The 5117-nt window shown below is 66.8% G+C and carries 7 protein-coding genes; all 7 read right to left on the reverse strand.

What is annotated here, in order from left to right; translation table 11 throughout:
• Window positions 1-966 (reverse strand): conjugal transfer pilus assembly protein TraU (traU, locus tag HUU95_RS07905; RefSeq protein WP_174279623.1); only part of this gene is annotated, 966 nt, incomplete at its 3' end.
• 24 nt (window positions 967-990) lie between these two features.
• Entirely contained in the window at window positions 991-1263 is a 273-nt protein-coding gene (locus tag HUU95_RS07910; RefSeq protein ID WP_174279618.1) for a hypothetical protein, read from the reverse strand.
• Window positions 1263-1898, reverse strand: a complete 636-nt coding sequence (gene traW / locus HUU95_RS07915) for a type-F conjugative transfer system protein TraW (protein WP_254602684.1) — start codon at window positions 1896-1898, stop codon at window positions 1263-1265. Before traW ends, HUU95_RS07910 begins: the two co-directional genes overlap by 1 nt.
• A complete protein-coding gene (locus HUU95_RS07920; protein ID WP_174279619.1) occupies window positions 1895-2437 on the reverse strand; it encodes a S26 family signal peptidase in 543 nt (180 codons plus the stop codon). Before HUU95_RS07920 ends, traW begins: the two co-directional genes overlap by 4 nt.
• Window positions 2418-3035 (reverse strand): type-F conjugative transfer system protein TrbI, encoded by a 618-nt coding sequence (locus tag HUU95_RS07925; protein ID WP_174279620.1) that lies wholly within the window; start codon window positions 3033-3035, stop codon window positions 2418-2420. The genes HUU95_RS07920 and HUU95_RS07925 overlap by 20 nt, the downstream gene beginning before the upstream one ends.
• A 4-nt stretch (window positions 3036-3039) precedes the next feature.
• On the reverse strand, window positions 3040-3378 hold the full coding sequence (locus HUU95_RS07930) for a hypothetical protein (RefSeq protein WP_174279621.1): 339 nt from the start codon (window positions 3376-3378) through the stop codon (window positions 3040-3042).
• A gap of 5 nt (window positions 3379-3383) precedes the next feature.
• On the reverse strand, window positions 3384-5117 hold a 1734-nt coding region (locus tag HUU95_RS07935; RefSeq protein ID WP_174279622.1), incomplete at its 5' end, for a DUF5934 domain-containing protein.

The following is a 5117-nucleotide window of genomic DNA, read 5'->3' on the forward strand; positions in this document are numbered from 1 at the left end:
CCAGCCGAGGTAGCCCATGTCCTCGCCCTTCACGGGATAGGAGCGGCCGGCCTGCGGTGGCATGGTGGAAGCACCCAGCGGCGAGCAGGCGGCGTTGCCGCTGACCGTCGGGATCGGATTGACCATCTGCACCCGATATTGCTGCTTGCGCATCATCGGCATCAGGTACTTGTTGCACAGGCCCTTGGAGCCCATCGTGCCCCAGGCGAGGCCCTCGCGGTGGAGCTTGAAGGCGAAGCGGGTCAGCACGAGGCGCGACGCCTGGACATGGCCGATATGCGCGTCGACGTTGCCGTTCACCGGGTACATCGGCCCCTGGCAGCCCGCGCACCAGAACACCTGGTCGATCGGCAGCTTGGCCGTCGCGGCGACGCAATCCCCGGCGCAGGCGGCCTGCGCGACCGTGCTGGTGAACAGGACCGCTTCCGGGTTGAGGATCGCGGTCAGCGAGTCATCCTGCCACAGCGGATCGACCTCGGTCATGTAGGCGATGTCGAACGAGGCGTTCTCGAAGCAGACGAAGTCCGTCAGGATCTCCATCCAGTAGAGCAGCGGGTAGACGTACCAGTGGACGTGCCACTTGGACGTGTTCTGCGCCGCGCCGCCGGTCTGGGACGGCCCCTGCATCTGCCCGCGGCCGATATCGAAGCCGGGCGAGATCTTGAGACCGCCGAGGTTCACGAAGCACCACGGCTTGGTCGACACGTCCGCGAGCCGAGCCGGCTCCCAGAAGCCCGCGGCGATGCCGATGCGCGGTATGGGGGTTCCGCACGCGCAGATCGGCAGGCTCGGGTTCTCGGTGTCGGGCCGGCTGCTCGGCCAGATCTTCATGGAGCCGATCGACAGCGGGAACAGGCACGACCAGCAGACATCGGTGATCGGGTTGACGAACTTGCCCGAGCACGATGTCTCGGCTTGCGCGCGCGCGCTCATGGCACCGGCACCGAACAGCAATGCCAGCACCATCGCGAAAAGACGGAAGCAGCTCACTCAGCCCTCCTTGGCGGTCATGGCCGCCAAATGGTCGTTGTCGGCCCGGTTCTTCCGGACGACGTAGAGAGCGACATGAAGCGCGGTGGTGATGAGCAGCACCGCGACGACGAAGCTCGCGGCCGGACCGAACGCTCGCATTAACGGCGAGATCGCGAGCACGCCGACCGCGCACGCGACGCAGAGCACCTGCATCGTCTTGCGCATGGTCCGAAGATCCTTGGTCTCAGGCGCCGCCATCGGCGTCTTGAGGAGGTCGAGCCACAGCGGCATCAGCCATTTCCCTTCAGCTGGATTTCGGAGAGCTTGAGAACGCGACCCTCTTGCACCGCGATCGCGGGCGTGTGACGCACGCCCAGGCGGCCGGTGAGGCGGCCCTCCTGGTCGAAATAGAATCGGCGCTTGCGGGCGGTCATCTCGTCGAGCGGGGCACCGCTGACGAGGATGATCTTGGCCTTGAGATCGTCGTAATGGCTGGTTGCCCAATCCATCTCGGCCTTGCTGTCGCCGTCGACGAACACCAGCGCCTGGCCCATCGCCACAAAGTCTAGCGGGTTCACCGAGCGGCCCCGCTGCGCGATGAGGTTGCCCTTCTGGTCGCGCACGTCGTGGTCGATCACGATCGAGGGATCATAGATCCACGACCGCGGCTCGCTGGCATGGCTGATGCCGGCGACCGGCTCGGGACGGCGCACCCGCGCTTCTGCGCGGTGCGCGAACTCTGCGTTGGCGCGATCGATGCCGCCGGTCGCCTGCAGATGCTGGAGCCGCGCCTCGATGGTGGCAAGGATGTCGGGCTCCATCACCGGAAAGGCCTTTCCCATCGTGCCGAAGTCCTTGGCGACCGCGGCGGACGAGCCGACCGCCAGCAGCGCCGCAGTGGCCAGGATCGTCCGCCAGCGGCTCACAGGATCGCGCTCCCGACGCCGACGATGTTCCTCGAGCAGGCGTAGCCGATTTCGGCATAGCGGCTGTCGAAGCCATCCTTGTGGGGCGTGCCGACATAGTAGCAGCCGTCGGGCACGGTGCCGGTCGGGCCGGGGTGCAGCGCCTCGCCCGTCCGCGTCAGCGGCTTCATCCGGCTGACGACGCGGCCGGCGACGACAACCCACGGCCCGCGATGGAGCACGGCATCGCCGGGCATGCCGTAGACGATCTTGCCGAACATCTGCGGCTTGGCACCGAAGTGCCGGATCACCAGCGGGTTGGCTGGCGGCAGGAAGAACACGTACTCGCCGCGCTTCGGGAGCGCCGTCTTATGGATCACGAACGCCCAGTTCGGCAGCGACTCCGTCGCGTTGATGAGGAGGGCGTGGTTCTCCTGCCAGTCGGACAGACCCTGGCCGACGATGGTCCCGACACCAACGATGCCGAGGATCGCCCAGAGCCGCTTGCGAAAGCGGAACGGCTCCGGCGCCTCGACCGGCTTACTGGCCAGGGTTGCCATTTGCCCCTCCGAAGCTGGAGACGGATGCGACCGGCGCTTGTCCTTCGGGAGCGACCGTCTCGAAAGGATTGCCCGGTGGCGGCGTCGGCAGGACCTGCCGGGGCGGCACCGCCGCTGCGGGCTGGGCGTCGGCCGCTTGCGGAACCAGTGCGGCAGGCGGGACCTGGAGCGCGGCCGGGTGCGGCCGGGCGACGCCGCCAGCGTAGATCGAGCTCACCACCTCGGCGGTGATGTCCGGCACGCTCTTGGACAGCACCGCCTCGCCGACCAGCACGACCTGGCCCTGCGCGCTGCGCCGCTGCAGCTCGCTGTCGAGCGAGGCCATGAATTGCTGCATCTGCGCGCGAACCTGCTCGGGCGGGGTGGCGCTACGCGCCTGCGCCTGGACGTACTCGCCGACGATCCGCGACAGGTTCGCCTTGACGATGTGCTGGCGCGGCGCGGCGGTCAGCGCGCGCGTGACCCACATGCCCCAGATCAGCAGCAGAAGGACGGCAGCGCCGACCAGCAGCTGCGGGCCAGTGTAGCCCGCGAAGACGGGCCGGTGCCGCGGCGTCATGGCGGCCGGCTCCGACGCCGGCAGATCGAGCGGCAGCATCGGCTCAACCACGGCTCGCCGCCACCGTCGGCTTGGCGCCGAGCAGCGCGTGCCGGCGGAAGAACATCACCGCGGCGAGGAGCAGAAGCTGTGCCGAGCCGACGAGGCCCTTGAACTGCGCTACCCGATGAGCATCAGCCGCGACGTAGCGGGTCGACAGGTTGGCGAGTTGCGCCATCATCAGGTCGAAGTTCAGGCTGCCGATCATCAGCATCGCGAGAACGAACAAGCCCCAGGTGACGAGCAGGCAGGTAACCGTGAAGCCGACGACGCGCAGGCCATGGTAGGAGAGGGTGGACAGGTCGGGCATCGTCAGACGCCGCGATCGGATCAGGGTGGCCATGGTCGTCACTCCGCTGCGATGGCGAGGCCGTCGTCGGCGTCGCTCCACTTCTCGGGGTTGTTGGGGAAGGCGACGCGCTCGATCGCGACGTCCATCGACAGGCCCTGATCGAGCAGCTCGTGGATGGCGGCGAAGGTGCGCGGCGAGGACGAGAAGACGGTCGCCGAATAGGGATCGAGCACCAGCCGGCCGACCGCCAGCGTGTCCGGCCCCTTTATCATCACGTCCGAGTATTCAACGCCCTGCCGCTTCAGCGAACGGAGCAGCGCGTCAGTGTAGTCGTCCATCTCGAAGCGATCATGCTTCTTGAAGTCGGCAATGGTCTCGGCCTTCTGCTGAAGGATCATGAACCAGTCGCTGTTCTCCAGCGCGGCGCGGCTGCCGTCCGACTTGTAATAGTCGTTGAGACTCTGGGTCGCGGTGACCAGCGACGCGCCGTACTTGCGGCAGGTGCGGGCATAGGCCTCGATGAAGTCGGCCATCGCGCCGCCCTTGAGCATCTGCCACGCTTCATCGAGCAGCAGCGCTTTCGGGATCGAGCGGTCGACCCGGCGCATCCGCTGCGAGGTCATGAACATGATCGCGCTCAGCACCACCGAGCGCAGCTCTTCGCGGCTCGACAGGTCGGACAGCTCGAAGACCGTCAGGTCGGCCGTGAGCTCGAACGAGACCTGGCCCTCGAAAAACTTGCCGTAGGTGCCCTTGGCCGAGAACGGCCGCATGGCGATGCCGAGGTCGGCACCGAGCGGATTGCCGGTTTCGTCGAGCGCGGCGATCACCGCGTCGATCGAGCCGTTGGTGCCTTCCGCCTCCCACACCTGCTTGATCGCGCCATCGATCAGACCACGCTCGGTGTCGTTGAGCTTGTCGATGTGGCGCGCCATCTGGCTGACGATCGACTTCAGCATCGCCAGGCAGTCGACGAGATAATCCTCGTCCGCTTCCGCCTGTCCGGCGTCGATCATCGAGAAGGGGTTGAGGCAGAAGCCCGACGCCATCGTGAACTCGACGAATGCGCCGCCCTGCAGCTTGGCGGAGTGCTCGAACGAGCGCCCGTCATCGATCACCACCACCTTGGCGCCGGCGCCGCAGAGCGCCGCGCACAGCTCCTGGAGCGCGACCGACTTGCCGCTGCCGGACTTGCCGAAGACGGCGACGTTGTGGTTGCCGGCCGTGTTCTCGAATGGCGACCAGAAGAAGGGCTGACCGCGCCGGCCGATCAGCATCAAGTGCGGGTTGTTGCCGCCGAGATACTCGCCCTGCATCGGTGCGAGGCTCGCCGCCGTCGTGGTAATGACGGTGCGCAGCCGCTTCATGTTCTTCAGGTCGTACGAGAGGCCGTTGGCCATGGTCATCGGCATCGCCGCGAGCAGGCCCTGGATCTGCAGGTAGCGATCGTCGAGCAGGTCCCAGCCAGCCGCCCGGTAAACCGACTTGATGCTCCGCTCGTTGGCGTCGCCCTTGCCCTTGGGGCTGAAGGCGGTGACCGAGTAGAAGGCCTGGACGAGCTTATGGCCCTGCTTCAGCTGGTCCTTCACGAACTTCCACTCGGCCGACTGCTCCTTCAGCTGCGGTAGTAGGCGGGCGGACTTGCTGTCGGCGAGGCTGGTGGTCCGCATGAATTTGCGGCCGGCCTTCATTCCCGAGGCTTCGGCATCCGGAAAGTCGAGGCACAGGTTGGTCGACACCGGGCAGGGCATGCGCAGCTTGTCGGCGAACATGTCGCCGATGAGCTTCGC

Source organism: Sphingomonas bacterium (genome assembly GCF_903643065.1).
GTDB lineage: Bacteria > Pseudomonadota > Alphaproteobacteria > Sphingomonadales > Sphingomonadaceae > Sphingomonas.

Coding starts and splice junctions, on each gene's coding strand:
- HUU95_RS07925 (WP_174279620.1), bottom strand. CDS start 3,035: ATGCTGCCGCTCGATCTGCCGGCGTCGGAGCCGGCCGCCATGACGCCG.
- HUU95_RS07920 (WP_174279619.1), bottom strand. CDS start 2,437: ATGGCAACCCTGGCCAGTAAGCCGGTCGAGGCGCCGGAGCCGTTCCGC.
- HUU95_RS07930 (WP_174279621.1), bottom strand. CDS start 3,378: ATGGCCACCCTGATCCGATCGCGGCGTCTGACGATGCCCGACCTGTCC.
- HUU95_RS07910 (WP_174279618.1), bottom strand. CDS start 1,263: ATGCCGCTGTGGCTCGACCTCCTCAAGACGCCGATGGCGGCGCCTGAG.